Origin of the sequence: Leifsonia sp. 115AMFTsu3.1 (assembly GCF_004362795.1) — a bacterium.
In the GTDB taxonomy this organism is placed as follows: Bacteria; Actinomycetota; Actinomycetes; order Actinomycetales; family Microbacteriaceae; genus Leifsonia.
Genome location: NZ_SNYB01000002.1, coordinates 1,051,619 through 1,074,336, shown reverse-complemented (window position 1 = coordinate 1,074,336; position 22,718 = coordinate 1,051,619). Strand labels below are relative to the sequence as shown.

The following is a 22,718-nucleotide window of genomic DNA, read 5'->3' as shown; positions in this document are numbered from 1 at the left end:
AGACGAATTATGCCTTAGCCACGGACGCTCGCCGCGCAGCAATGCCTATCGAGAAGCCTGGCCGGAGGCCATGACCTGAGGCCTCCACTGCAAGCCGCTCTTGCTCGGTCAAAGAGGTTGCCCACTGAACAGCATCAGAAGCTGCCTCAGATTCGGCCGCTCTCAGTTGAGCGAGATCGGTCCATCCCGCGGCCAGGCAAAGGTCGAGTAGGTGACCGGCGAAGGCTCTGTAATTCTTGCCCTCTGGGAGGACGTTGTCGCTCAGGACAGTGGAAACCCTTCGGTCAAGGGTTCGCAAATCTTTGCTCTCACGTATGTGGGCGATCAAATTCGCCACTGACAACTGCGCGGTTGGGGCCTTTGCAATCTCGCCTGCCGCGGGTATCCCTCCGATCACTGCACCGCGGAGAGAAACGAACTCGGAGTCTGCAATCTCCATTAGCGCGGCAAGGCGGGAGAATCGCCTGCGAAGTTTCTCGTCCAAAGGGCGTTCTGGCTTGTACCCAAGATCATGCTCGATCTCCGCCCAGCCGTGCTGTAGGTGTGTGCGTGCTTGCACTTCCACACGCATTCCCGCGTACCTTGAATACTCGATCATGCCTGCACGCGCCTCGGAGAGAGTGCCTACAAAATGAAGCGACCGGTATCCGAATGCATCAGATGCGTGCGTCTCAATCTTGTCGGACGTCTTGTCAACATCGAGGATCTCGTTGATCACCTTGGTGACGATGTCCAAGTCATCTTCAAAGAGCGTTATCACTCTCATACCTAGAAGATCGTGCAAACTGCGGAAATCATCGGGTGCGCGTCCGGTTGAGAGAAGCTTGATGACGGCGCTCTCCCTTCGTTTCACCCGGAATGGGATGTCATGCAGAGTCACGGACGTCTTGTCCAACGCCGCCTTAAATGCAGACCGGAGCTCGCGTCCAAAATCTTCCAGGCCGGCTGTGGCCAACTCGTATTCATCCGTTGGTTGCATCGTTCCCCCTTGATATTCGTGCAGATGCACTTTAGCGAATCGCGGGCTGGCGGGCCGCTCGCCTATGTATGGTGACCGAGTGCGCTGGGAGGGCAACCGAAACGTGACCCCCTTTAGCGCGGTTCTTGTGATGTCAAAATCCGCAGAGTCCGCATTGATCCCCAGAGGATGACTCTGACCACATTGGAACTGGCCCGATTGTGGCAATGGTGGGCACCCACGAAGGCGTTGCCAAGCGTGCGTCGCGCGTCACTTGATGCCCTCTAGGGTCTCAGCCAAAGGTCGTGGTTTCACGACTTCGTCGAATAGGCGTATCGCCCAGGTCGAGCTTGAACTGACGCTCGACGACTATTGGCGGTCGAGTGGCAACGTATCTGGTGGGGGCGCCGGCCTCGGCCCCTGAATAACGCCTATGACCAGCACTTTTCCGCAAATTAGCAGTGCCCCTGGAGGGACTCGAACCCCCAACCGTTTCCTTAGGACGGAACTGCTCTTCCATTGAGCTACAGAGGCTGGCCCGTCGAGTCTACCGAACGCCACGCCATCCCCTTCCCAAAAAAGTTCGCTATTCAGTGTTGCTATCTACCGGTACTCATGCTTACTATGTACCGGTAATCAGCAACACTGACTAGCAAGCAGGAAGGAGGGTCCCATGGGCAAGCAAGAGACCGAGATGCTCAAGGGGACGCTCGAGGGCATCGTGCTCGCCATCCTGTCGCGTCGGCCCGCATACGGGTACGAGATCACCGCATGGCTGCGCGACCAGGGGTTCGCCGACATCGCGGAGGGCACGATCTACGCCCTCCTCGTCCGGGTCGAACAGCGCGGGCTGGCGGATGTCGAGAAGGTTCCATCCGAGAAGGGTCCGCCCCGCAAGGTGTACTCCCTCAACGCCCGAGGTCGTGACTACCTCGAAGAGTTCTGGAGGACGTGGAGCTTCCTCGCAGAGCGGATCGAACAGCTCCACGAAGGAGACAACTGATCATGGCAGCGAAGTGGATCGAGACGATCACCGGATCCCTCGAGCAGAAGAAGCAGTACCGGCAGTACAAGGCCCGCGTGCAGGCCCTGCCGGAGCCGTACCGCGGCGCCGCGAAGGCGTTCGAACGGTACTTCATGTACAACGGCGGCATCACCGACGGCGACACCCTCGTCACGATGCTCACCGATTTCGCCGACATGTGGGAGCGCGCCGCCATCGACGGCACGCCGATCAGCGAGCTCGTCGGGGGCGACCCCATCGACTTCGCCGAGACCTACACGGAGTCGTACGGCGGCGTGAAGTGGATCGACAAGGAGCGGGCCCGCCTCGTCAAGGCGGTCCAGGAGGCAGAACAGGAGGAGAAGAAATGAGCGCAACCGCGATCAGCGTCCGCGGCATCCAGAAATCGTTCAAAGACATCGAAGTGCTCCGCGGGGTCGACTTCGACGTGCAGGCGGGCACCATCTTCGCCCTGCTCGGCTCCAACGGGGCCGGCAAGACGACGCTTGTCCGCATCCTCAGCACCCTCCTCCGCGCCGACGGCGGCACCGCCACCGTGCAGGGGGTGGATGTGGCGGCCAAGCCGGGCGACGTGCGCGGCGCGATCAGCCTCACGGGGCAGTTCGCGGCGGTGGATGAGGTGCTCAGCGGACGCGAGAACCTCATCCTCATCGCCAAACTCCGCCACCTGAAGGACCCGGCCGGCATCGCCGACGACCTCCTCGCCCGCTTCTCGCTCACCGACGCGGGCAAGCGCAAGGCCGCCACCTACTCCGGTGGGATGCGGCGCCGGCTCGACATCGCGATGAGCCTGATCGGCAACCCTCCGATCATCTTCCTCGACGAGCCGACCACCGGACTCGACCCGCAGGCGCGGATCGAGGTCTGGGACACGGTCAAGCGCCTCGCCGGGCAGGGCACCACGGTGCTGCTCACCACGCAGTACCTGGACGAGGCCGAGCAGCTCGCCGACCGGATCGCCATCCTCCACAAGGGGACGATCATCCAGAACGGCACCCTCGACGAGCTCAAGCGGCTGCTCCCCGCCGCGAAGGTCGAATACGTCGAGAAGCAGCCGACGCTCGAGGAGGTCTTCCTCGCCCTCGTCGGCGACACGGGAGACGACAGCGGCGAAAACGCCGACACCGACACCACCACCGACCGCACCGACGGCGCGGCCGCCACAGGAAGGAAAGCACGATGACCGCCACCGTTCTCAGCGACACCGGTGTGCTCACCGGGCGCTCGCTCCGCCACATCCTGCGCAGTCCCGACACCATCATCACCACCGCGGTCACGCCGATCGCCCTGATGCTGCTGTTCGTGTACGTGCTCGGCGGGGCGATCAACACCGGATCCAGCAGCTCGTACGTCAACTACCTGCTGCCCGGGATCCTGCTCATCACCATCGCCTCCGGGGTCGCGTACACGTCGTACCGGCTGTTCCTCGACCTGCAGGGCGGCATCTTCGAGCGGTTCCAGTCGATGCCGATCGCCCGCAGCAGCGTCCTGTGGGGGCACGTGCTCACGTCCGTCGTCGCCAACATCGTCTCCATGGCGATCGTCATCGGCGTCGCACTGATCATGGGCTTCCGCACGGGAGCGTCGGTCTGGGCCTGGCTCGGAGTCGCCGGCATCCTCATCCTCTTCACCCTCGCCCTCACCTGGCTCGCGGTCATTGCGGGACTGTCGGCGAAGACAGTGGATGGGGCCAGCGCCTTCAGCTACCCGCTGATCTTCCTGCCCTTCATCAGCTCGGCGTTCGTTCCGACCACGTCGATGCCCGGCCCGGTCGCCTGGTTCGCCGAGAACCAGCCCGTCACGTCCATCGTCAACACCATCCGGGCGCTGTTCGAGCAGCAGCCGGTCGGCAGCGACATCTGGATCGCCCTCGCCTGGCTCGTCGGCATCCTCGTCATCGCGTACGCCTTCGCGATGGTCATCTACCGCCGCAAGATCACCGCGGGTTGACCGGGGTCACCGCTGCCGGCCCCGGCACCGAACGGAAGGTTCCGACAGGACCTTCCGCTTCGGTCGTTAAGCCGCTCCGCACCGCCTGCGTCGCCCGCCGCCGAGAACCGATCACCGAGATACTGAGTCACTCCTCGCCGTTCGCGACCGTCTCGATCCAATCCGTCTCCTCGTCAGAGAGATACAGGCCGTCCGAGCCAGCATCGCCGTCCTCCGCGGAGCCCGCGGTCAGAACCCCGCCGGCCGCGACGATCTCATCCGCCATCGGCTCGGGAACGGCATCCCCGTTGTTGGCGATCAGCCACGCCCTCGTCGCTTCACTCAGCTGCGGCCACCACTGCTCGATATCCATGACGGGAGTGTCCCACCGTGCGACTGCGTGCGGCACGCGCACCAGCGAAACTCCTGTCGTCCGCGCTCGGCTAGCGTGATGGGCATGAACGCCCGCGTCGACATCGAGGTCGCGACCACACTCAGCCCCACCGATCTGGATGCGATCGAGCGCCTCCTCCCCCAGCTCTCGTCCACCGCCGGCTACGACCGCGACCGGATGCTGGCCATGCTCGACCATCCCGGAACCGACCTCCTCCTCGCCCGCGTCGACGGACAGGTCGTCGGCATGGCGACCCTCGCCACCTTCCCCCTCCCGACCGGCTGGCGCGGCCACGTCGACGACGTCGTGGTCGACGACGCGCAGCGCGGAAAGGGGATCGCGCGGCAGCTGCTCGACGCGATCATCGACCTCGCGCGCGAGCGCGAGCTGCGAACCCTCGACCTGACGTCCCGCCCCAGCCGCGCGGCAGCCATCCGCCTCTACGAATCCGTCGGCTTCGAGCGCCGAGACTCGGTGCTGATGCGGCTCCGGTCGATGGAGTCCGACGGCTAGAGGCTCACCCGGCCAGCTGCAGCTCGTGGCGGCGCCACGGCTCCGTGAACTCCTCCCAGTTGGGGTCGTTCCAGCGCATGCTGATCAGCGACGCCATGTTCAGGTGCGGCTCCTTCAGCTCGAACGGGAGCTTCCAGCCCAGCTCGCTGAGCAGGCGGTCCGACTTGACGTTGTTGCAGCGGAAGCAGGCGACGACGACGTTGTCCCACGTGTGTGTGCCGCCGCGGGCGCGCGGGATGACGTGGTCGAGGGTGTCGCCGTACTTGCCGCAGTACGCGCACACGTGGCCGTAACGCTCCAGTGCTGACTTGCGGGTCAGCGGGATGCGGCGGTGCGGCACCTTGATGAACTGGTTCAGGAGAACGACGCTCGGCGCGTCCAGAACCAGGGAGCGGCTGTGCAGCTGCGCCCCGCTCCCAGCGATGGTCGACGCTTTGCCGCTCAGCACCAGCATGATCGCGCGTCGCGTCGCGATCACGCCGAGCGGCTCGTAGCTGGCGTTGAGAACCAGAGTCTTCATCTGCGGCCTTTCGGGACAAAAGGGACGGTGCTCGGGCAAACAAAAAGGGCACTGTCCGTGCGGACAGCGCCCAAGGAGGAGGCGGCATGGTGGCGGCACGCCACATGGTGGCGGTGGCAGGCCTCGACGTGGTGACGGCAGGCGAGGAAGTCACCCCAACGGGAGAGCGTGATGCTCGATCCCGTCGGAAGGCCGCGCTCGTCCCACCCGGTCGCCCTCAGCGGCCCGGCGGAACGTGTTCCGGCCATCGGATCCTCCGATTCTGCGGCTGCATGACGCAGCGTCAGAACGCCAGGGTAACCCAGAAACGGCGCGCCACCTATTCGGGGCGCGCCGTTCCGGTGCTGTGGTGCGGAGTGTTCACCGGACGGAAACCGTTCAGGTCCGGTCCGGAGGGGATGCCGACGGGGCTCAGATGCCCAAGCGGACGATGTAGTAGTCGCTGGTCCAGATCGGGCGGATCGAGATCGACCGGCCAGTGTCCGGGGCGTCCATGATGTTGCCGTTGCCGGCGTAGAAACCGTCGTGGCCCGGCATGATCACCAGGTCGCCCGGCTGGGCGTCGGCGATCGAGATGCGCTTGCCCATCGCGGCCTGACCCGAGACCGAGTGCGGGAGGGAGATCCCGAACTGGGCGTACACGTACATCACGTAGCCGGAGCAGTCGAAGCCCGCGGGGCTGGCGCCGCCGTACACGTACGGGGTGCCGATGTACTGCTGGGCCACCGAGAACACCTGCGAGAGGCTGAAGCTCGGGTACGGCGGGTTGGCCAGGAAGTCGGAGACCGACGGGCCGGTCGACTTGCTCGCGTAGGTGGCCAGCTCGACGGCGGCCTGACGGCGTGCGGCCTCGGCGGCGGCGACCGCGGCGGCGGCGGCCTTCTGCTGGGCCAGCTGCTCCTCGGTGGTCGCGGAGACGGCGTCACGGTTGACGGTCGACGCGGCGACACCGCCGACCTCGACGGTCTGCGACTGCGCCTTCTTCATCGAGTCGGCGGCGCTCGGGCCGAAGCCCGCGCTCTCGGCGTCGTTCGGGTTGAAAGCGAAAGCAGGGAGGGACATGGTCGCGATGATCCCGGTGGCGACGGTGATGACACCGGCGTTGAGGATCCATCCGCCCTTGCGCTTCTTCTTCGCCTGCGCAGCCGTGGAGCCGGTGGCCGTGCGGACGGCGGTCGAGGCGGCGCGGCCGTTCGTGCGCGCCGGCGACGATGCCGTGCGGGACGACGCTGCGGCCTCACGCTGCACGCGCTGCGCGCGGCGGGAAACAGGGGTCGAAGGGGAAGAAGTGATGTCCGTGCTGCTCTGGTCCGGGTTCGAACGGTCCTGGGAGGGACCGGTCGTGCTCGAGTCTGCCAAAGTGTGACCTCCAACGCTCCGGCAGCACTAGGGAGCTGCCCCCGTCCGCACGAGTGGCTTCGGCTTCACGGATCGAGAGACGGGTATAGGGGGGTGGAGCGTCTCGATCCAGGGTCCTGATGGGCCGGGTGGTGGCCCGTTCGGACTCGTAAGAGACTACGGGACGAGACCCCGTTTGTCACATCTTTTTGGCCGCTTTTTAACGAATCGGTAACGGGATTCAGGCGTCGACGAAGATGTGCGCCGCAAGTTCGTTGGGCAGTTCCAGCCCGGTGTCGAACCCGTCGATCTGCACGGCGACGTACGAGCCCGCGGCGGAGAAAGTGCCGGTCGAGCCGGGAAAAACGCCCGCCTGCTTGAGCTGCAGGAGGAGCTCGGGGTCGACCTGGGCGGGCTCGCCCAGGCGTCGGATCCTGGCAGTCACCCCGGAATCGCTGCTGCGGACGACGTCGACCAGGTTGATCAGGTTCTCGGTCGAAAGCGACGAGTCGACGGCGCCCAGCTCGCCGAGACCGGGGATCGGGTTGCCGTACGGCGACTCGGTCGGGTGGCCCAGCATGGTCAGCAGCTTGCGCTCCACCTGCTCGCTCATCACGTGCTCCCAGCGGCACGCCTCTTCGTGGACGTACTCCCACTCGAGCTCGATGACGTCGCTCAGCAGGCGCTCCGCGAGGCGGTGCTTGCGCATGACGTGGACGGCCTTGCGGCGGCCGTCGTCGGTGAGTTCGAGATGGCGGTCGCCGGAGACGACGACGAGTCCATCGCGCTCCATGCGGCCGACGGTCTGCGAGACGGTCGGACCGGAGTGGCCGAGACGCTCGGAGATGCGCGCACGCAGGGGGACGATGTTGTCCTCCTCCAGCTCCAGGATGGTGCGAAGGTACATCTCGGTCGTATCGATCAGATCGGTCATGAACCCCTCCACGTGACGGCGCGCGAACGTCGGATATCAGCCTACTTGGTGCGGCTGACAGCCTGGCGCAGGCGCGGGCGGAGCGCCGGTGCGCGCCGTCCTGGACGTGCAACAGCCAATACACTTCAGTTATGCCGGACGTCACGATTCCCTCTGAGCTGCTGCCCGCCGACGGTCGATTCGGATGCGGACCCTCCAAGGTCCGGCCCGAGCAGGTCGCGTACCTGGCCGGCGCCGGTGCGGAGCTGCTGGGCACCTCCCACCGCCAGGCACCGGTCAAGAACCTGGTGGGCCGCGTGCGCGAGGGCCTCGGCGAACTGTTCCGCCTGCCCGAGGGCTACGAGGTCGTCATCGGCAACGGCGGGTCGACCGCGTTCTGGGACGCCGCGGCGTTCGGTCTCATCGAGAAGCGCAGTGAGAACCTGGTCTTCGGCGAGTTCGGCGGCAAGTTCGCCAAGGCGGCGCAGACGCCGTGGTTGGACGCCCCGCACGTCATCGAGGCGCCGGGCGGATCGCGCAGCGAGGTCGAGGTCGTGGAGGGCGTCGACCTGTACGCCTGGCCGCACAACGAGACGTCCACCGGTGTCATGGCGCCGGTCCGCCGCGTCCACGGCGACGAGGGCGCGCTCACGGTGATCGACGCGACCAGCGCTGCCGGCGGGGTCGACCTCGATGTCAGCGAGGCGGACGTCTACTACTTCGCCCCGCAGAAGAACTTCGCGTCGGACGGCGGCCTGTGGCTCGCCCTCTTCTCCCCCGCCGCTCTGGAGCGCGTCGAGCGCATCGCGGCGAGCGACCGTTACATCCCCGAGTTCCTCAGCCTCAAGAACGCGGTCGACAACTCGCGCCTCAACCAGACGCTGAACACCCCGGCGATCGCGACGCTGGTGCTGCTCGAGAACCAGCTCGAGTGGATGAACGGCAACGGCGGCCTCGCCTGGGCCGACGCCCGCACCCGCGAGTCGTCGGGCGCGCTGTACTCGTGGGCCGAGTCGGTCGAGTACGCGACCCCGTTCGTCGCCGACCCCGACCACCGGTCGCAGGTCGTCGTCACGATCGACTTCGACGAGCGCGTGGATGCGGCAGCGGTCGCGAAGACGCTGCGGGCCAACGGCGTGGTCGACACGGAGCCGTACCGCAAGCTCGGCCGCAACCAGCTCCGCGTCGCGACGTTCACCGCGATCGAGCCGGCGGATGTGCGTGCCCTGATCGGCTGCATCGAATACGTGGTCGAGCGGCTGGGCTGAGAGCGCGATGCGCCTCTGGCTCCGCGACGACGAACGTCGGCCCGATCCGGTCCCCGTGAAGACGGATGACCGGCGGGCCGTCGTCGTCGGGCTAGCCCTGTGGGTGATCGCCCTCGTCGTCGTGCTGGTCGTCGGCGGACCGGTCGTCGCCTCCGGCACCTGGCTCTGGACCATCGTCGTCGGACTCGTCCTCGGCGTCCTCGGACTCGGCTACCTCACCGTCAAGCGCCGCCGCTGAGGCGTCGGGCGCGTCGTCGTCCGACTCGTCCTCGTCGTCATCCGGCTCGGCGTCATCGTCATCGTCGTCGTCCGAGTCCTCGTCGTCGGCGTCCTCGTCGGCGAGCGCCGCCGCCTCTTCGGCCTCGAGGTCGAGGCCGGTGTCGACGTCCGTCTCCTCGTCGAAGTCGACGTCGACGCTGTCGATGTCCACGCCGTCCACATCGTCGTCGTCGTGCAGGTCGTGCACGTCGTGGTCGTCCTCGGCGTCGTCGAAGCCCTCCTCGGAGTCGTCGTCGCCCTCGTCCTCGTCGTCATCCGCGTCGTCGTCGTCCTCCGACTCGGCCTCCGCACCGGCGTTCGCCTCCTGCGCGGCCTGGTACTCGGCGAGACGCTCCGACCACGGCACCCAGTCGGGTGCGAGCAGCGACCCGTCGCCGGGCATGAGCTCGGCTTCGAGCACGGTCGGCTCGTCGTCGTCGCTCGCGCGGCCGACGGTGACGGTCCAGTGCCAGTCCGGGTAACCCGACAGGCGGCTGGCGAACAGCAGGGAGACGACACCCGGCGCCTCGACGACGTGCCCGAGGGGCTCGCCGATCGTGTTCTCCGGAGTGATCTCGCGCAACGCCTGGAGCGCCAGCGGGACAGCGGCGAGCAGCTCGGGATCGGCCACCAGCGGTTCGGCCGGCTCCGCATCCTCGATCACCTCGACGATGTCGATCTCCTCGACCTCGACGTCCTCCGGCACCGCTTCACTCTCGACCGCCTCGGCAGCCGGGTCGACCTCGTCGCCGCGCTCAGGCATCCAGGTCGTCCGCGACCTTGCGCAGCACGGCCGCGATCTTCGCGCCGTGCGCCTTGTCGGGGTACTTGCCGCGGCGCAGGTTCGCACCGATGCCGTCGAGCAGCTTCACGAGGTCTTCGACGATGATCGCCATGTCGTCGGCCGACTTGCGCTTCATCTTCACCAGGCTCGGCGGAGCCTCCAGGACGCGCACGGACAGCGCCTGTGCACCGCGCTTGCCGTCGGCGATGCCGAACTCCAGACGGGTTCCCGCTTTGACGACGGCACCGGCGGGAAGCGCCGAGGCGTGCAGGAAGACTTCCTGGCCGTCATCGGAGCTGATGAAGCCGAAGCCTTTCTCCTCGTCGTAGAACTTGACCTTGCCGGTTGGCATGGGAACCTCACTTCGCATGGGGGATCGTATGACCAACCTCAATTATCCTTGATTTCGTGACCCAACAGACCCCGCCGCCGGCATCGCGGCTCCAGCGCATCCTTGCGTACATCATCGCTGCGCTCGTCATCGTCTCCCTGGTCTGCATCGCGGCCATCCTCATCGGCACCGCAGCGGGTCAGTTCGCCGCCCAGGGATCGGGTCAGGGCCTCTGGCCGACGGTGTTCTTCTTCCCCTTGGTCGCGCTTCCGATCGCGTTCGTGCTGATCGTCGTGCTGATCATCGTCAGCGCCCGCCGCAACCGCGCTCTCAACCGGGCGAACGGCACGCCCGGCTCTGCGCCCACCGGACCCAAGGGCCGGCGCTAGGGGCCGGGGCGACCGGCGGTTCGGCGCCATGACGACCACGCTCGCTCTCGCAGCACGACTGCGGGAGCTGGATGACGCTGAGCTCGTCTCCGCGCTGCACCGGCGCACCTACCGCCGGACGGGGGTGTCAGACTTCTTCGACCTGGCGGACGCCCTCCTCGACGCGGACTCCCTCCAGCGCGCGCTGACCCCACTCGACCGGACACGCCTCGCGGCGCTCGTCGCGCTGGGCAGCGGCGGAGGACCGCTGACTGCGGAGGAGCTCGCCGACCGGCTGACCCGCGAGCCGGCGACCGCCGGAACCACGGTCGAGTCGGCCGCGGCCGCCCTCGCCGACCTGGACGGCCTCCTGCTCGTCCATCCCGCCGACGCCGACGCCGATCCTGCCTCCGACGCGCCGGTCGGCCGCGTCGTCGTCTACGTCGCGGTGACCGAGCACCTCGCCTCGTGGCCGGCTTCCGGACTCCCGTCGCCGGCCGAGCTGCTCGGCACCCCGCCTCCACCCGCGTTGGCGCCCGTGCCGGACACGGAGAGCCGCTTCACCGACCGCCTCGCCTCCGAGCGCGCCTTCGAGGCCGTGACGGCCGTGTCAGAACTGCTCGCGGAACTCGCGCGCGAGGGCTCCCGCCGCCTGCAGAAGGGCGGACTCGCGCTCCCGGCGGTCAAGCGCCTGGCCGAGGCCCTCTCGGTGGAGGCGGACGTCGTCCCCGTGGTCCTCTCCGCCGCCGAGCGCGCCGGGCTCGTCGCCGTCGACGACGGGATGTGGCTGCCGACCGAGGCCGCGGCGGACTGGTCGCACTCCCCCACCCGCGACCGCTGGCGTGCCCTCACCGCCGCGTGGCTCGACGCCCTCCCCGCCGACCTCCGCACCCTGCTCGCCCTGCGCAGCCGCGCCGCGTGGGGCGACAGCCTGCGCGAGCACGTCGCCTGGCTGTACCCGGCGGCCGTCGAGGAGGCGCAGCGGCGCGTGGATGCGCACACGCGCCTCGCGGAATGGCTCGGTGTCACCGCGCACCAGGCGCCGTCCTCCGCAGGCACCACCCTGGTCGAGAGCGGTCCGGAGGCTGCGACGGAGGTCATGGCCGCCGCGTTCCCGGCCGAGGTCGACCGCGTCTACTTGCAGCACGACCTCACGATCGTCTCCCCCGGGCCGCTGGCGCCGGAGATCGAAGGACGCCTGCGCGGGATCGCCGACCTCGAGTCCCGGGCACTCGCGGCGACCTTCCGCCTCTCCGCCGCGTCGGTCGACCGTGCGCTGACGGCGGGCGAGACGGCGGACGGCATCCGCGAGTTCCTCAGCATGATCTCGCTGACCGGACTTCCGCAGCCGATCGAGTACCTGATCGCCGATGCCGCCGAGCGGCACGGGCGCGTCCGCGTGCACGGAGCGGAGCGCGAGAATGTGCGGTCGGCGGTCCGTTCGACGGACGCGACGCTGCTCCGCAGCATCCAGATCGACCAGGCGCTCAGCTCCCTGCGGCTGATCCCGACCGGAGACGGCGAACTGGTGAGCCGGTACCCACGGGATGTGGTGTTCTGGGCGCTCAGCGACGCGCGCTACCCGGTGGTGGCGGAGGACGCGGACGGGCGCGAGGTGACGCTCCGTCGCCAGCGGTTCGCGCATCCCCGCGCCGCAGAGGAGGCCGATCGCGACGCAGAACTGGTCGCGCGGCTGCGGCAGGCCGAGGACGACGCCGGCGAGGACACGGGCGAGCGCTGGCTGGCGCGGCAGCTGGATGCGGCGGTCAAGGCACGCCAGACCGTCATCGTCGAGGTGGCCATGCCCGGCGGCGACGTCGTCGACTACCTGCTGGAGCCGACCGGGGTAGGCGGCGGCCGGCTGCGCGGACGCGACCGTGCAGCGGACATCGAGCGGACACTCCCGCTCTCCAGCATCCGGGGCGTGCGCCCGGCGCCGTGATCGCGGCGGCGGTGCGGCCGCGTCCGGTTCCCGGCCACCCGGCCGAACCCCAGGGCGCAGGGCGTAGGCTGGTGAGCTATGTCCGATGGCCCCCTGATCGTCCAGAGCGACCGCACCGTCCTGCTGGAGGTCGCACACCCGGAGGCGGAGGACGCACGCCACGACCTCGCCGTCTTCGCCGAGCTGGAGCGTGCGCCCGAGCACATCCACACCTACCGCATCACCCGGCTGGGGCTGTGGAACGCGCGGGCCGCCGGGCACACCGCGGAGGACATGCTCGGGACGCTCGAGCGCTACTCGAAGTTCCCCATCCCGCAGACGGTGTCCGTCGACGTCTCCGAGACGGTCGCCCGCTACGGGCGGCTCGTGATCGAGCGTGACGACGAGGGGACGCTGCTGCTGCGCTCCAGCGACCTGGCCGTGCTGACCGAGGTCGCGAGCGCCAAGCGGATCGCGCCCCTGCTGTTGCAGCGCCGTGACGACACGACGTTCGTCGTGGAGGCGTGGGCACGCGGGCAGCTGAAGCAGGAGCTCGTGAAGCTCGGCTGGCCGGCGGAGGACCTCGCCGGGTACACGCCGGGAACACCGCACGAGATCGGGCTGAAGGAGGACGGCTGGGCGCTGCGCGACTACCAGCGCAAGGCGGTCACCAACTTCTTCGACGGCGGCTCCGGAGTCGTGGTGCTCCCGTGCGGCGCGGGCAAGACGCTCGTCGGCGCTGGCGCGATGGCGACCGCGAAGACCACGACGCTCATCCTCGTCACCAACACCGTGTCGGCCCGGCAGTGGCGCGACGAGCTGCTGCGCCGCACGACGCTGACGGCGGAGGAGATCGGCGAGTACTCGGGGCAGGTGAAGGAGGTCAAGCCGGTCACGATCGCGACCTACCAGATCCTCACCGCCAAGCGGAAAGGCGAGTACGCCCACCTGGCGCTGCTCGACGCACTCGACTGGGGCCTCGTGGTCTACGACGAGGTGCACCTGCTCCCTGCGCCCGTCTTCAAGCTGACGGCCGAGCTGCAGGCCCGCCGCCGCCTCGGCCTGACCGCGACACTGGTGCGCGAAGACGGCCGCGAGGGCGACGTGTTCAGCCTCATCGGCCCGAAGCGCTTCGACGCCCCATGGAAGGAGATCGAAGCGCAGGGCTTCATCTCGCCGGCCGCTTGCTACGAGGTGCGCGTCGACCTGCCGCCGTCGGACCGGCTCAGCTACGCCGCCGCCCCCGACGACGAGCGGTACCGCCTCGCGGCGACGGCCCCCGCGAAACTCGACATCGTGCGTCAACTGGTGGCTCGACACGAGGGAGAGCGCATCCTGATCATCGGCCAGTACCTCGACCAGATCGACGAGCTCGCCGAGGCGCTCGACGCACCGCAGCTGACCGGCGCGACGCCCGTGGACGAGCGGGAGCGGCTCTACCAGGAGTTCCGCGACGGCCGGACGAAGGTGCTCGTCGTGAGCAAGGTCGCGAACTTCTCGGTGGACCTGCCCGAGGCGACCGTAGCCATCCAGGTCTCCGGCTCGTACGGCAGCCGCCAGGAGGAGGCGCAGCGGCTCGGACGCCTGCTGCGACCCAAGGAGTCGGGGCTGTCGGCGAACTTCTACACGCTCGTCGCGCGCGACACCGTCGACCAGGACTTCGCGCAGAACCGCCAGCGGTTCCTCGCCGAACAGGGCTACTCGTACACGATCCTCGACGCGCACGCGCTGCAGGCGGCGTAGCGCGCTGCCCTGCGTCGCCCTCCCCACGCCGCCCTGCCCTCGCCACCTGCCCGCGCGAGATTTGCGCCAAATCGCGGTTATCGGCGCCGCATAACAGAGATTTGGCGCAAATCTCGGGGCTTCGGGAGCGGGCCGGCGCGCCGCGGGGTCAGCGCAGGATGCGGGCGAGGGTCGCGCGCGCCTCAGGGTCTGCGGGGCGGTCGCGGAGCGTGATGGCGGCCTTCCAGAGGGCCCAGCCGCGCGCCCGGGACCACGTGTCGTCGTCGAGGCCGACGGTGCCGACGAAGGCATCGCGGGCTGCGCCCTCGAACATCGTCCAGGCGGGCACGAGGTCGCAAGCGGGGTCTCCGACACCGGACGTGCCGAAGTCGATCACCGCGGACAGCGCGCCCGACGCATCCGCCAGCAGGTTGCCCGGCGCGACGTCGCCGTGGAACCACACCGGCGGCCGACCCCAGCGGGATGCTGTCGCCTCGGCCCATAGGCCGCGCGCGCGGTCGGCGTCAGCGGGCGGGAGCAGCGTGAACGCGGCGAGCGCCTCCTCGCCGTAGACGTCCGGCGGAGCGCCGCGGAAGAAGTTGTGCGTGCCGGGCCGGGGCGCGCCCGTGGTGGGCGCCTCCCGCAGTGCGACCAGGAAGCGCCCGATCGCCTCCGCGAGCACCGCATCCCGCGACACATCGCCGAGCAGCACCACCGGGCGGCCGGGCAGCCACCGGTACACCGACCAGGGCAGCGGGTATTCCGCCGTCGGTGCGCCCGCGGTGACCGGCTGCGGGATGGGCAATGGCAGCAGCGGGGCCAGCCGCGGCAGCCACTCCTGCTCCTTCGCGACCTGCTCGCGATAGCCGGCGGCGCTCGGCAGGCGGACGCTCAGCTCGTCGCCGAGCCGGAATGTCCGGTTGTCCCAGCCGTCGTGGTCCACCGGTCGGATGGGCAGCCCGCGCCACCGCGGGAACTGCGCGTCGACGAGACGACGCACCACACCCGCATCGATCACCGGCCGCAGCTCGGCGGTCACAGCATCCTCAGCCCCGGACATACCGCAGCAGCAGCGTGTCATCCCCCGCCAGCGTGTGCGCCAACCGCAGCCCGAGCGGGGCGATCGGTGCTGCGCCCGTCGCGATCCGAGACGACGTCCCGCCCTCCAGCCGTGGGCTGACCGTCAGGCAGAGTTCGTCGACCGCACGCGCCGCGATCAGGTCGGCGAACAGGTGCGGACCTCCCTCGCAGTGGATGCGCGTGAGCCCCCGCTCGTGCAGCACCCGCAGTCCGCGCTCGGCCTGCACGCGCTCCCGACCGCAGACCACGACGTCCGCCACCTCCGACAGCGTCTCGCGCGCCTCCGGCCGCGACAGCTCGGTGGTGAGGATGATCGGCCGCTCGGGGGCGTCCTGGAAGATCGAGCTGCGCGGGTCCAGGTCGAGCCCGGCCGACACGATCGCGAAGACGGGATGCGCGGTCATCCCCGCGCCGCTGCGGACGCGAGCCGACTCCGGGGCGACGCGCATCGCACCGTACCCCTCGGCACGAACAGTGCCGGCACCGACGAGCACGACATCGCAGAGTCGCCGCAGCAACTCGAACACGCGGCTGTCGACGTCGTTGGACAGCCCGCCCGAGAGCCCCTGATGGGTGGCCGCGCCGTCCGCACTGCTGACGAAGTTGACCCGCAGCCACGGATCGCCCGCCCCCTCCAGGTAGAGGGCGGTGATGTCGTCATCGGTCAGCTCGGTCTGCGACGGCAGCGGCGACAGGCGGTGGATGGCGGGCTCACTCATTCACGTCTCCCATGTTGTGCTTCAGGTAGGCGGGCTGGCGGAGGCCGAGCACAGCCTCGGTCATGCGCACGGCGGCGACGGAGGCGCGCACGTCGTGCATCCGCACGATACGCGCGCCGTTGACGATGCTGATGACCGCGGCCGCGAGCGACCCCTCCAGCCGGTCGGCGCGCGGGGCGTCGAGCGTCTCGCCGATGAAGTCCTTGTTCGACACCGCGGCGAGAGTCGGGTAGCCGAGGTCCGCGATCTCGCTGAGACGGCGGGTCAGCTCCAGCGAGTGCAGCGTGTTCTTGTTGAGGTCGTGGCCGGGGTCGACGATGATCCGCTCCTCCGGGATGCCCGCCGCCTGCGCACGCTCGACGCGGTCGAGCAGGAACGCGGAAACCTCCGCCACCACATCCCCGTACTGGGGCTTCGGGTACGGGCGTCGCGGCTCGGCGAGACTGTGCGTGATGACGAGGGTGGCCTCGCTGTCGGCGACGACCCGCGGGAGCTCGGGATCGCGCAGCCCGGTGGTGTCGTTGATGACGGTCGCTCCGGCGGCGATGGCCTCCCGGGCGACGGCCGCGTGGAAGGTGTCCACCGAGATGACCACGTCGGACCCGGCCCGCAGCGCCGCCACGACCGGGACGACGCGCTCGATCTCCTCCTCCACCGGGACCGGCTCGCCCGGAGCGAAGGGCGCGCCGCCGATGTCCACCCAGTCGGCGCCGAGCGCGACGGCCTCGAAGCACGCATCCACCGCCCGGTCGAAGGCATACGTGCGGCCCTGGTCGAAGAACGAGTCGGGGGTGCGGTTCACCACGGCCATGACCGCGACCTGCCGCGAGAAGTCGAACGTGCGCGCGCCGATGCGCCGGACCGGCACGCGCAGCGGCGGCAGGTACGGCTCAGAGCGCGGCAAGGTCGACGTCCCGATCGGCCAGGCGGTCCGCATCCACGTGCTCCCCCAGCCGGATGAGGCGCTGGATGTCGTCCTGCACGTCCCACACGTTCACGTTCATGCCGGCCACCACCCGGTCGTTGCGCAACCAGAACGCGATGAACTCGCGGGCGTCGACATCGCCCCGGAACACCACCCGGGCGCCGGCGGTGAGGGGGCCGTAGCCCGAATACTCCATGCCCAGATCGTATTGGTCGGAGTAGAAGTACGGGATGTCGTCGTACGACGCGCGCTCGCCCAGGATGGCGTGGGCGGCGACCTTCCCGCTCGCGATCGCGTTCGACCAGTGCTCGCTGCGGAGGTGGCGGCCGATCGCCGGAAGGAAGGGAGTGGCGACGTCGCCGACGGCGTAGACGTCGTCGATGCTGGTCCGCATCCCCTTGTCCGTGAGGACGCCCTCCGCGACCGCCGCGCCGGAGCGCTCGGCCACCAGGCTGTTCGGCGACGCCCCGACACCGGCGACGACCACGTCGGCGGGGATGCGCTCCCCCGACGCGAGCACGACGTGCTGCTCCTCGCCGCCGTCGACGCCCACTACCTTCGCGCCGTTGCGGAACGCGACCCCGTTGTCCCGGTGGAGTCGCTCGAAGACGCCGCCGAGCTCCCGACCGATGGCCCCGCTGAGCGGGACCGCCGAGTGGCCGATCACGGTCACGTCGTTGCCGTACCCGCGGGCCGCCGCCGCGACCTCCATGCCGATCCACCCGGACCCGACGATGACGACACGTCGGCCGCCGACCTCGAGCGCCGCGCGCAGCCAGGCGGAGTCCTCCCGGGTCCGGAGCGGGAACACCGCGCCGTGACCGCTGCCCGGAACACCGAGCGGGCGCGCTCGCGCCCCGGTGGCGAGGACGAGGCTGTCGTAGGTGATCCGGCCGCCGTCCGACACGAACAGCTCGTGCGCGTCCGCTTCGAACGAACCCGCCTCGACATTCGGGATGAACTCGACCGCGTTGTCGGCGTACCACTCGGCGGGATGCACGTCCGCATCCTCGAGCCCGGCCTCGCCCTTCAGGAACTCCTTCGACAGCGGCGGCCGGATGTATGGATGGTGCTCTTCCGCACCGAGCAGCAGGATACGGCCGCCGAAGCCGCGCTCGCGCAGCTCCGTGGCGACGGTCGCGCCGGCCAGGCCGGCCCCGGCGATCACGACGGTGGGTTCAGACATGATCTCAGCATCCACTCTTCACACTGCGGGCGCCAGACCTGCGCACCTAGGGCGCACCGACGGCTCACAGGTAAGACCCAGCCGACGCGCAGATACTGTCTCCATGAACGCAGGACCCCGCATTCTCATCGTCGACGACGAGCCGAACATCCGCGACCTCCTCACCACCAGTCTCCGTTTCGCCGGGTTCGCCGTCCGTGCAGTCGGGAACGGCGCGCAGGCGATCTCCGCGGTCCTCGAAGAGGAGCCCGACCTCATCATCCTCGACGTCATGCTGCCGGACATGAACGGCTTCGGCGTCACCAAGCGCCTCCGCGGCGCGGGCTACACCGCGCCCATCCTGTTCCTCACGGCGAAGGACGACACCGAGGACAAGATCACCGGCCTCACCGTCGGCGGCGACGACTACGTCACCAAGCCGTTCAGCCTCGACGAGATCGTCGCCCGCATCAAGGCCATCCTGCGCCGCACGATGCAGGCCGACGAAGACGCCGTCATCCGCGCGGGCGAGCTGACGATGGACCAGGACACGCACGAGGTCTTCGTCGGCGACACCCCCATCGAGCTCAGCCCCACCGAGTTCAAGCTGCTGCGCTACCTCATGCTGAACCCGAACCGCGTGCTCTCGAAGGCGCAGATCCTCGACCACGTCTGGGAGTACGACTTCAACGGCGACGCCGGCATCGTGGAGTCGTACATCTCGTACCTGCGCCGCAAGGTGGATGCGCACTCCAGCGAGCCGCTCATTCAGACCAAGCGCGGGTTCGGGTACATGCTGAAGGCCGCGAAAGCCTGAGGTGCGCACCGGGCGCACACATGCCCGGCACAGCATCCCCTGCATAGACTGACGGCCTGATGCACTCACGTCTGCTCGACCGCTGGAACGCGATCTCCCTGCGCACGAAGATCACGGGCGTGACCGTGCTCATGCTGACGCTCGGGCTGCTCGTGACCGGTATCGGCACGATGTCGATGTTGAAGCCGGTGCTCCTCGACCAGCTGGATGCGCAGCTCTCGGCCGCCTCGGGCGCGTCGTACCTGAACACGTACCTCGGCACGCCGTCGTCGGACGACGACCAGATCGCAACCGACTCGAGCCCGTCGGACTACTTCGCGGCGCTGTACAACTCCAGCGGCAAGCTGGTGAAGAGCAACTGGTCGAACATCCCGTACGCGCACCGGCCGGCGATCCCCACCACCCTGACCCTCCCTGAGGCGAAGAGCATGAACGGCGGCTTCACGCTGCCGAGCAACGACGGCCGCACGACGTACCGTGCCCTTGCGACGACGCAGACGTTCGCGGGCAGCGGCGAGCTCGCCACCGCGATCGTCGCGACGACGACATCGCAGATCGACACCGTAATGGCGAGCTTCCTCGCGATCTTCCTCGGCTTCGGCGTCATCGTCATCGTGGTCGGCGCCGGGCTCACCCGGATGCTGGTCACGACGACGTTCTCGCCGCTGCGCGAGGTGGAGCAGACGGCCGCCGCCATCGCCGACGGAGACTTCAGCCAGCGCCTCGGCGGGGCGACTCCCAACACCGAGGTCGGGCGGCTCAACCGCTCCCTCAACACCATGCTGAACCGCATCGACCGCGCGTTCAGCGACCGCGCGCGCACGATCGATCAGATGCGCCGCTTCGTCGGCGACGCCTCCCACGAGCTCCGCACCCCGCTGGTCTCGGTGCGCGGCTACGCCGAGCTGTACCGGATGGGTGCGCTGCAGACGCCCGAGGACGTAGCGCAGGCCATGGATCGCATCGAGAAGGAGGCGATCCGCATGGGCATCCTCGTGGAGGACCTCCTCGAGCTCGCCCGGCTCGATGAGACCAAGCCGCTCGACCTCCGCCGCGTCGACCTGGTAAAGATCGCGCAGGACGCGGCGATGGATGCGATGGCCGGCTCCCCAGGACGCGTCGTCACGGTCCTCACGCCCGAGCCACTTCCGCCTGCGGACGACGACGCCGCGGAGCCCGGGCTCGACACCGTCCCGATGACCATCCCCGACACCGACGCGCGCGCCGCGAACGCCACGGGCCCGATCGCCTTCGCGGGATCGGCGCTCGCCCGCCTGCGCCGCGGTCGCAGCCGCCGCGGGGCGACCGAGCCACTGCCCATCACGACGGCCGAGAAGGTGGTGCTCACGCAGCCCGCCCCGTCGGAGCCCGCGATCGTCATGGCGGAGGAGAACAAGCTCCGCCAGGTCGTCACCAACCTGATGGGCAACGCCCTGCGCTACACGCCGGAGGGCAGCCCGATCGAGATCGCGGTGCAGATCGACCACCGCACCGAGCGCGGCATCATCGAAGTCCGCGACCACGGCGAGGGCATCCCGCCGCAGATCCGCGAGAAGATCTTCCAGCGCTTCTGGCGCGCCGACACGTCGCGCGCCCGCGAGACCGGCGGAAGCGGCCTCGGCCTCGCCATCGTCTCCTCCATCGTCGCCGCCCACAACGGCACGGTCGACGTGGTCGACACCGAGGGAGGCGGCGCGACCTTCCGCGTCTCGCTGCCGCTCGCCGGCTCCCCCGCCTCCCCGAGCCCGCTCGCCCCGTAAGCGCTCGCCCGCCGCGTCGCGTTCGCAACGGAACCCCGCGTCGGGGCGCCGGAAACGGAGGGGATCCGGCCCACTGACCCGCCGGTCCACCTCCGTTCGTGGCGAATCACCGCGGACCGCGCACGATTCTCCTCCGTTTGCGCGGGGTGCAGTCGCACGCATGAATCGGCCCGGGCATGCGAAGAGGGCGCCTCCCCTGTGGGGAGACGCCCTCTCTGCGTGGTGCGGGGACTTAGAAGTCCATGCCTGCGCCCGGGTCGCCGACCGGAGCCGGGTTCTTCTCGGGCTTGTCGGCGACGACGGCCTCGGTGGTGAGGAACAGGCCCGCGATGGACGCCGCGTTCTGCAGCGCCGAGCGGGTGACCTTCACCGGGTCGTTGATGCCGGAGGCCAGCATGTCGACGTACTCGCCGGTCGCGGCGTTGAGGCCGTGGCCGACCGGGAGGTTGCGGACCTTCTCGACGACGACGCCGGCCTCGAGGCCCGCGTTGATCGCGATCTGCTTCAGCGGAGCCTCGATGGCGACCTTGACGATGTTGGCGCCGGTCGCCTCGTCACCGGTAAGCTCCAGCTTCTCGAAGGCGGTCTTGCCGGCCTGGATGAGGGCGACGCCACCACCGGCGACGATGCCCTCCTCGACGGCGGCCTTCGCGTTGCGCACGGCGTCCTCGATGCGGTGCTTGCGCTCCTTGAGCTCGACCTCGGTGGCCGCGCCCGCCTTGATGACGGCGACGCCACCGGCGAGCTTGGCGAGGCGCTCCTGCAGCTTCTCGCGGTCGTAGTCCGAGTCGGTCGACTCGATCTCGTTGCGGATCTGCTGCACGCGGCCGGCGATGACCTCCGGGTCGCCCGCACCCTCGACGATCGTGGTCTCGTCCTTGGTGATGACGACCTTGCGGGCCTGGCCGAGCAGGTCGAGGGTGACGTTCTCGAGCTTGAGACCGACCTCCTCGGAGATGACCTGGCCGCCGGTGAGGATCGCGATGTCCTGCAGCATGGCCTTGCGGCGGTCGCCGAAGCCCGGAGCCTTGACGGCGACGGACTTGAAGATGCCGCGGATCTTGTTGACGATCAGGGTCGCCAGGGCCTCGCCGTCGACGTCCTCAGCGATGATGAGGAGCGGCTTGTTGGCCTGGATCACCTTGTCGACGATCGGCAGGAGGTCCTTGATGTTGCTGATCTTCTGGTTGGCGATGAGGATGTACGGGTCCTCGAACACCGCCTCCTGGCGGTCCTGGTCGGTCACGAAGTACTGCGACAGGAAGCCCTTGTCGAAGCGCATGCCCTCGGTGAGCTCGAGCTCGGTGCCGAAGGTGTTCGACTCCTCGACGGTGACGACGCCCTCCTTGCCGACCTTGTCGATCGCCTCGGCGATGATCTCGCCGATGGTGGTGTCGCCGGCGGAGATGGACGCGGTGGCCGCGATCTCCTCCTTGGTCTCGACCTCCTTGGCGGAGGCGACGAGCTCCTCGGTAACCGCCGCGACGGCCTTCTCGATGCCGCGCTTCAGGGTGATCGGGTCAGCGCCGGCCGCGACGTTCCGCAGGCCCTCCTTGACCAGGGCCTGAGCGAGGACGGTCGCGGTGGTGGTTCCGTCACCGGCGACGTCGTCGGTCTTCTTGGCGACCTCCTTGACGAGCTCCGCGCCGATCTTCTCGTACGGGTCGTCGAGCTCGATCTCCTTCGCGATGGAGACGCCGTCGTTGGTGATCGTCGGGGCGCCCCACTTCTTCTCGAGGACGACGTTACGACCGCGCGGGCCCAGGGTCACCTTGACCGTGTCGGCCAGGGTGTTCAGGCCGCGCTCGAGGCCGCGGCGGGCGTCCTCGTTGAAAGCAATGATCTTTGCCATGTGTTTCTCGTCCCTCCCGGACGTGTGCGAAAGATTCCGTCTATTAGCACTCGATCAGATGGAGTGCTAAAGCGATTCTGGCACTCGCCGCTGTCGAGTGCAAGATCACTCCGCGACCGGCGAACACCGGGAGCAACGGCGAAGCGCCGCCCCCGATGG

Annotated in this window: 24 protein-coding genes, 1 tRNA gene and 1 pseudogene; 13 read left to right on the top strand and 13 right to left on the bottom strand. The window is 68.8% G+C overall.

Annotation, left to right across the window (positions count from 1 at the left end):
- Positions 1-7: 7 nt before the first annotated feature.
- Positions 8-1,009, bottom strand: coding sequence for a hypothetical protein (locus AXZ95_RS16240; RefSeq protein ID WP_133638937.1), 1,002 nt, complete (start codon positions 1,007-1,009; stop codon positions 8-10).
- Between the two features lie 411 nt (positions 1,010-1,420).
- Positions 1,421-1,492: transfer RNA gene (locus AXZ95_RS16235), tRNA-Arg, on the bottom strand.
- 139 nt (positions 1,493-1,631) lie between these two features.
- Between AXZ95_RS16235 and AXZ95_RS16230 the strand changes: the two genes are divergently transcribed.
- The 4 genes from AXZ95_RS16230 to AXZ95_RS16215 are packed head-to-tail and all read left to right on the top strand — an operon-like array spanning position 1,632 to position 3,932.
- Entirely contained in the window at positions 1,632-1,961 is a 330-nt protein-coding gene (locus AXZ95_RS16230; RefSeq protein WP_018191736.1) for a PadR family transcriptional regulator, read from the top strand.
- 2 nt (positions 1,962-1,963) lie between these two features.
- Positions 1,964-2,332 carry a DUF1048 domain-containing protein gene (locus AXZ95_RS16225; RefSeq protein WP_018191737.1) on the top strand — a complete coding sequence of 123 codons (369 nt, stop codon included), beginning with the start codon at positions 1,964-1,966 and terminating at the stop codon, positions 2,330-2,332.
- Positions 2,329-3,165: an ATP-binding cassette domain-containing protein gene (locus tag AXZ95_RS16220; protein ID WP_018191738.1), complete on the top strand. Its 837-nt coding sequence runs from the start codon at positions 2,329-2,331 to the stop codon at positions 3,163-3,165. The genes AXZ95_RS16225 and AXZ95_RS16220 overlap by 4 nt, the downstream gene beginning before the upstream one ends.
- Complete coding sequence (locus AXZ95_RS16215) at positions 3,162-3,932, top strand: ABC transporter permease (protein ID WP_018191739.1); 771 nt, start codon at positions 3,162-3,164, stop codon at positions 3,930-3,932. Before AXZ95_RS16220 ends, AXZ95_RS16215 begins: the two co-directional genes overlap by 4 nt.
- A gap of 127 nt (positions 3,933-4,059) precedes the next feature.
- On the opposite strand, the gene AXZ95_RS16210 is transcribed toward AXZ95_RS16215, so the two are convergent.
- On the bottom strand, positions 4,060-4,284 hold the full coding sequence (locus AXZ95_RS16210) for a hypothetical protein (RefSeq protein WP_026307258.1): 225 nt from the start codon (positions 4,282-4,284) through the stop codon (positions 4,060-4,062).
- Positions 4,285-4,368: 84 nt separating this feature from the next.
- On the opposite strand from AXZ95_RS16210, the gene AXZ95_RS16205 reads away from it, so the two are divergent.
- Entirely contained in the window at positions 4,369-4,818 is a 450-nt protein-coding gene (locus AXZ95_RS16205; RefSeq protein WP_133638935.1) for a GNAT family N-acetyltransferase, read from the top strand.
- A 4-nt stretch (positions 4,819-4,822) separates the two neighbouring features.
- Here AXZ95_RS16205 and AXZ95_RS16200 read toward each other — a convergent pair whose 3' ends face one another.
- Together AXZ95_RS16200 and AXZ95_RS16195 are read right to left on the bottom strand one after the other, a co-directional pair.
- The gene (locus tag AXZ95_RS16200; RefSeq protein ID WP_018191742.1) at positions 4,823-5,338 is read right to left on the bottom strand and encodes an HNH endonuclease; all 516 of its coding nucleotides are present in this window, start codon (positions 5,336-5,338) and stop codon (positions 4,823-4,825) included.
- A gap of 411 nt (positions 5,339-5,749) precedes the next feature.
- Positions 5,750-6,400, bottom strand: a complete 651-nt coding sequence (locus AXZ95_RS16195) for a C40 family peptidase (protein WP_133638934.1) — start codon at positions 6,398-6,400, stop codon at positions 5,750-5,752.
- On the opposite strand from AXZ95_RS16195, the gene AXZ95_RS16190 reads away from it, so the two are divergent.
- On the top strand, positions 6,399-6,704 hold the full coding sequence (locus AXZ95_RS16190) for a hypothetical protein (RefSeq protein WP_133638932.1): 306 nt from the start codon (positions 6,399-6,401) through the stop codon (positions 6,702-6,704). The two genes, AXZ95_RS16195 and AXZ95_RS16190, sit on opposite strands and share 2 nt — an antisense overlap.
- Positions 6,705-6,917: 213 nt before the next feature.
- Here the strand turns inward: AXZ95_RS16190 and AXZ95_RS16185 are convergent, their stop codons facing one another.
- Complete coding sequence (locus tag AXZ95_RS16185) at positions 6,918-7,610, bottom strand: metal-dependent transcriptional regulator (protein ID WP_018191744.1); 693 nt, start codon at positions 7,608-7,610, stop codon at positions 6,918-6,920.
- A 131-nt stretch (positions 7,611-7,741) separates the two neighbouring features.
- Here AXZ95_RS16185 and serC point away from each other — a divergent pair, with 131 nt between their 5' ends.
- A complete protein-coding gene (gene serC / locus AXZ95_RS16180) occupies positions 7,742-8,857 on the top strand; it encodes a phosphoserine transaminase (protein WP_018191745.1) in 1,116 nt (371 codons plus the stop codon).
- 7 nt (positions 8,858-8,864) lie between these two features.
- Positions 8,865-9,029, top strand: a pseudogene (locus AXZ95_RS19815) (DUF2530 domain-containing protein); the annotation flags it as partial.
- Here the strand turns inward: AXZ95_RS19815 and AXZ95_RS16175 are convergent.
- Both AXZ95_RS16175 and AXZ95_RS16170 read right to left on the bottom strand, forming a co-directional pair.
- Positions 8,949-9,878 carry a DUF3027 domain-containing protein gene (locus tag AXZ95_RS16175; RefSeq protein WP_018191746.1) on the bottom strand — a complete coding sequence of 310 codons (930 nt, stop codon included), beginning with the start codon at positions 9,876-9,878 and terminating at the stop codon, positions 8,949-8,951. The pseudogene AXZ95_RS19815 and the gene AXZ95_RS16175 overlap by 81 nt on opposite strands.
- On the bottom strand, positions 9,871-10,251 hold the full coding sequence (locus AXZ95_RS16170; RefSeq protein ID WP_018191747.1) for a cold shock domain-containing protein: 381 nt from the start codon (positions 10,249-10,251) through the stop codon (positions 9,871-9,873). Before AXZ95_RS16170 ends, AXZ95_RS16175 begins: the two co-directional genes overlap by 8 nt.
- Positions 10,252-10,307: 56 nt before the next feature.
- Between AXZ95_RS16170 and AXZ95_RS16165 the strand changes: the two genes are divergently transcribed.
- From AXZ95_RS16165 to AXZ95_RS16155, 3 genes are all read left to right on the top strand, one after another.
- Positions 10,308-10,619 (top strand): hypothetical protein, encoded by a 312-nt coding sequence (locus tag AXZ95_RS16165; protein ID WP_018191748.1) that lies wholly within the window; start codon positions 10,308-10,310, stop codon positions 10,617-10,619.
- Positions 10,620-10,647: 28 nt separating this feature from the next.
- On the top strand, positions 10,648-12,540 hold the full coding sequence (locus AXZ95_RS16160; RefSeq protein WP_018191749.1) for a helicase-associated domain-containing protein: 1,893 nt from the start codon (positions 10,648-10,650) through the stop codon (positions 12,538-12,540).
- A 78-nt stretch (positions 12,541-12,618) separates the two neighbouring features.
- On the top strand, positions 12,619-14,262 hold the full coding sequence (locus AXZ95_RS16155) for a DNA repair helicase XPB (protein ID WP_018191750.1): 1,644 nt from the start codon (positions 12,619-12,621) through the stop codon (positions 14,260-14,262).
- Positions 14,263-14,410: 148 nt separating this feature from the next.
- Here the strand turns inward: AXZ95_RS16155 and AXZ95_RS16150 are convergent, their stop codons facing one another.
- Genes AXZ95_RS16150 through AXZ95_RS16135 form a run of 4 tightly spaced genes read right to left on the bottom strand, consistent with a single transcriptional unit; the run spans position 14,411 to position 18,151 of the window.
- Positions 14,411-15,280 carry an aminoglycoside phosphotransferase family protein gene (locus AXZ95_RS16150; RefSeq protein ID WP_018191751.1) on the bottom strand — a complete coding sequence of 290 codons (870 nt, stop codon included), beginning with the start codon at positions 15,278-15,280 and terminating at the stop codon, positions 14,411-14,413.
- A gap of 7 nt (positions 15,281-15,287) precedes the next feature.
- Positions 15,288-16,040 (bottom strand): pyrimidine reductase family protein, encoded by a 753-nt coding sequence (locus AXZ95_RS16145; protein WP_018191752.1) that lies wholly within the window; start codon positions 16,038-16,040, stop codon positions 15,288-15,290.
- A complete protein-coding gene (folP, locus tag AXZ95_RS16140) occupies positions 16,033-16,977 on the bottom strand; it encodes a dihydropteroate synthase (RefSeq protein ID WP_018191753.1) in 945 nt (314 codons plus the stop codon). Before folP ends, AXZ95_RS16145 begins: the two co-directional genes overlap by 8 nt.
- The gene (locus AXZ95_RS16135; protein WP_018191754.1) at positions 16,931-18,151 is read right to left on the bottom strand and encodes an FAD-dependent oxidoreductase; all 1,221 of its coding nucleotides are present in this window, start codon (positions 18,149-18,151) and stop codon (positions 16,931-16,933) included. Before AXZ95_RS16135 ends, folP begins: the two co-directional genes overlap by 47 nt.
- Before the next feature lie 103 nt (positions 18,152-18,254).
- Here AXZ95_RS16135 and AXZ95_RS16130 point away from each other — a divergent pair, with 103 nt between their 5' ends.
- Positions 18,255-18,947: a response regulator transcription factor gene (locus tag AXZ95_RS16130; protein WP_018191755.1), complete on the top strand. Its 693-nt coding sequence runs from the start codon at positions 18,255-18,257 to the stop codon at positions 18,945-18,947.
- 59 nt (positions 18,948-19,006) lie between these two features.
- On the top strand, positions 19,007-20,707 hold the full coding sequence (locus AXZ95_RS16125) for a HAMP domain-containing sensor histidine kinase (RefSeq protein ID WP_018191756.1): 1,701 nt from the start codon (positions 19,007-19,009) through the stop codon (positions 20,705-20,707).
- Positions 20,708-20,939: 232 nt separating this feature from the next.
- On the opposite strand, the gene groL is transcribed toward AXZ95_RS16125, so the two are convergent.
- Positions 20,940-22,559, bottom strand: coding sequence for a chaperonin GroEL (gene groL / locus AXZ95_RS16120; protein WP_018191757.1), 1,620 nt, complete (start codon positions 22,557-22,559; stop codon positions 20,940-20,942).
- Positions 22,560-22,718 lie beyond the last annotated feature (159 nt).

Coding starts and splice junctions, on each gene's coding strand:
- AXZ95_RS16230 (WP_018191736.1), top strand. CDS start 1,632: ATGGGCAAGCAAGAGACCGAGATGCTCAAGGGGACGCTCGAGGGCATC.
- AXZ95_RS16225 (WP_018191737.1), top strand. CDS start 1,964: ATGGCAGCGAAGTGGATCGAGACGATCACCGGATCCCTCGAGCAGAAG.
- AXZ95_RS16220 (WP_018191738.1), top strand. CDS start 2,329: ATGAGCGCAACCGCGATCAGCGTCCGCGGCATCCAGAAATCGTTCAAA.
- AXZ95_RS16215 (WP_018191739.1), top strand. CDS start 3,162: ATGACCGCCACCGTTCTCAGCGACACCGGTGTGCTCACCGGGCGCTCG.
- AXZ95_RS16210 (WP_026307258.1), bottom strand. CDS start 4,284: ATGGATATCGAGCAGTGGTGGCCGCAGCTGAGTGAAGCGACGAGGGCG.
- AXZ95_RS16205 (WP_133638935.1), top strand. CDS start 4,369: ATGAACGCCCGCGTCGACATCGAGGTCGCGACCACACTCAGCCCCACC.
- AXZ95_RS16200 (WP_018191742.1), bottom strand. CDS start 5,338: ATGAAGACTCTGGTTCTCAACGCCAGCTACGAGCCGCTCGGCGTGATC.
- AXZ95_RS16190 (WP_133638932.1), top strand. CDS start 6,399: ATGGTCGCGATGATCCCGGTGGCGACGGTGATGACACCGGCGTTGAGG.
- AXZ95_RS16195 (WP_133638934.1), bottom strand. CDS start 6,400: ATGTCCCTCCCTGCTTTCGCTTTCAACCCGAACGACGCCGAGAGCGCG.
- AXZ95_RS16185 (WP_018191744.1), bottom strand. CDS start 7,610: ATGACCGATCTGATCGATACGACCGAGATGTACCTTCGCACCATCCTG.
- serC (WP_018191745.1), top strand. CDS start 7,742: ATGCCGGACGTCACGATTCCCTCTGAGCTGCTGCCCGCCGACGGTCGA.
- AXZ95_RS16175 (WP_018191746.1), bottom strand. CDS start 9,878: ATGCCTGAGCGCGGCGACGAGGTCGACCCGGCTGCCGAGGCGGTCGAG.
- AXZ95_RS16170 (WP_018191747.1), bottom strand. CDS start 10,251: ATGCCAACCGGCAAGGTCAAGTTCTACGACGAGGAGAAAGGCTTCGGC.
- AXZ95_RS16160 (WP_018191749.1), top strand. CDS start 10,648: ATGACGACCACGCTCGCTCTCGCAGCACGACTGCGGGAGCTGGATGAC.
- AXZ95_RS16155 (WP_018191750.1), top strand. CDS start 12,619: ATGTCCGATGGCCCCCTGATCGTCCAGAGCGACCGCACCGTCCTGCTG.
- AXZ95_RS16145 (WP_018191752.1), bottom strand. CDS start 16,040: ATGAGTGAGCCCGCCATCCACCGCCTGTCGCCGCTGCCGTCGCAGACC.
- folP (WP_018191753.1), bottom strand. CDS start 16,977: ATGCGGACCGCCTGGCCGATCGGGACGTCGACCTTGCCGCGCTCTGAG.
- AXZ95_RS16135 (WP_018191754.1), bottom strand. CDS start 18,151: ATGTCTGAACCCACCGTCGTGATCGCCGGGGCCGGCCTGGCCGGCGCG.
- AXZ95_RS16130 (WP_018191755.1), top strand. CDS start 18,255: ATGAACGCAGGACCCCGCATTCTCATCGTCGACGACGAGCCGAACATC.
- AXZ95_RS16125 (WP_018191756.1), top strand. CDS start 19,007: ATGCACTCACGTCTGCTCGACCGCTGGAACGCGATCTCCCTGCGCACG.
- groL (WP_018191757.1), bottom strand. CDS start 22,559: ATGGCAAAGATCATTGCTTTCAACGAGGACGCCCGCCGCGGCCTCGAG.